Below are 1,602 nucleotides of genomic sequence, written 5' to 3' on the forward strand. Positions count from 1 at the left end.
CCACAACCCAAGACGCTATCCGTTTAACGACTGAGGGTAAAATTATCCTGGGGGAAGTCCAGGCCAAAACGGACATTAACATCAACAGCAAAGCCATTGAAACGGCGGCACACAGCCATGTGCAGGCGGGTCAACATCTGACATTGACCACCGAAACATTGCATAATCAGGGTCAAATCCGTGCCGGTGGTGATGTCACCCTTAAAGCGACTCAACTGGATAACGTAAACCCGATTAAGCAAAGTCACCCCATTATCAGGGCGAATAAAAATAACCACATTACCGCTAACGAGATAAACAATGTTGGCGAATTAAGCGCGGGACACAATCTCACTCTGACAGGCAAAAATTTTTCAACCCAAGCGATAAAAGACTGTCAGGAGAATATCATCGGTAAACTGAGTGCCGGTGGGGATCTGACGGCGGTATTTAACGAAGGATTTCGTTTTAATTTTGATAAAGAACATTTTCAAGCGGGAAAGAGACCCACTGATCTGGCTTTAATCACCGGGAAAAACATTGCGCTCACGGCCAGAGACTTAGTGAATCGGGCGTCAATGAGGGCAGAACAAAACTTAACCGTTAACGCAGAAACCGTGTATTTAAGCCAGGGGAAGTTAAAAGCTGGGAACCATGTCATGCTGGAGGGAAAGTCACATCTTGATGTGAAGGGCTATGATATCGCCGGTCGTGATGTGACCCTGCTTGCCCGCCGGGGACTGCTCTCTTTGGTCTCCGGCGACGACTATACCCCGGAAGGAATATCGGCATTCACCACGCTTTCTGCGGATAACAGGTTACGTATTATCGCCGGGGGTCATATTAATCTTTCAAATATGCTGATCAATAAGGCGAAAAATATCTTCCTGGCGGCCAATGGGATGATTGAAATAGCGGCTTATGCGGATTTTAATGATGAGGGGATTCGACCCAATGATGAAACTCAACACGCCCTCATCAACCAGCGTCTGCACCAGCTCAGCCAATTGCAAGCGGATGAAAATATTGAGATCCATGCTGGCGAGGTTGCTGATCTGCGAACCCTGTCGTTGACGGCGGGGAAAGATATCACCCTGACCAGTGGTGATGCGCTGGATATCAGTACGGAAGACGCCTATGAATATGAAAATGGCGATAAAAAATACGCGGTCAATGAGGACGATATTGATGATGAGGAAGATGAACCCTCCGCTCCCCCATTTCACTTCCCGATGATAAAAAGCACCCTCACGGCCGGCAATAATTTAACCCTGAATGCCGGCGGTCAGATTGTCGATACTGACGCCACGTTGTTAGCCAAAGGGACGACGACCCTCGCCCAAAACAACACCGAATTGCACTCAGCCGCAGGGAAGTATAACTCAGTGGCTGGGAAGTATACGCCGGTGACTGCTGCGCTGATTGAAAGTGCGTTAAGACAGGGTCCTGAACTGACAATGAACTTCTCCGAAATAGAAGGAGAAGTACCGGGAATTAAACTGGCGGATAAGCAAACGCGAATTACCTCGAAAAACAATCGCCCGATTATTCATATTGCGGCCCCTAACGCCCGTGGTGTTTCACATAACCATTATCAGACATTTAATGTTGGGACATCAGGGC

1 pseudogene is annotated in these 1,602 nt (G+C 48.1%); it reads left to right on the top strand.

What is annotated here, in order from left to right:
* Nucleotides 1-1,602, top strand: a pseudogene (locus KZ793_RS22375) (filamentous hemagglutinin N-terminal domain-containing protein); the annotation flags it as partial.

Source organism: Photorhabdus antumapuensis, assembly GCF_020387775.1.
Taxonomy (GTDB): Bacteria; Pseudomonadota; Gammaproteobacteria; order Enterobacterales; family Enterobacteriaceae; genus Photorhabdus; species Photorhabdus antumapuensis.